This window comes from Sphingomonas sp. Leaf33 (assembly GCF_001421785.1).
Lineage (GTDB): Bacteria > Pseudomonadota > Alphaproteobacteria > Sphingomonadales > Sphingomonadaceae > Sphingomonas.
In genome coordinates, this window is sequence record NZ_LMLB01000012.1 from 1550 (window position 1) to 1858 (window position 309).

At 55.0% G+C, this 309-nt stretch carries 1 tRNA gene and 1 rRNA gene (1 of these 2 running past the window's edge); both read right to left on the minus strand.

What is annotated here, in order from left to right:
• Nucleotides 1-115: 115 nt before the first annotated feature.
• Nucleotides 116-192, minus strand: a tRNA-Ile gene (locus ASE86_RS13210).
• A 52-nt stretch (nt 193-244) separates the two neighbouring features.
• Nucleotides 245-309 (minus strand): 16S ribosomal RNA (locus ASE86_RS13215) (its annotated part continues 1397 nt past the right edge of the window); the annotation flags it as partial.

Below are 309 nucleotides of genomic sequence, written 5' to 3' on the forward strand. Positions count from 1 at the left end.
ACCGACGACCCCCTGCTTGCAAAGCAGGTGCTCTCCCAGCTGAGCTAATCCCCCATCTCGATACCCTGCCTGCAGCCAGCTCATTCGCCAACCCGCAGCCATCGCCATCGGAATTTGGTGGGTCTAGTTGGGCTCGAACCAACGACCCCTGCGTTATCAACACAGTGCTCTAACCAGCTGAGCTACAGACCCTTTTCCAACAACCGATAAGTGTGGGCGTTCAATATTGAATGCAGTTTTCCAGAAAGGAGGTGATCCAGCCGCACCTTCCGATACGGCTACCTTGTTACGACTTCACCCCAGTCACGA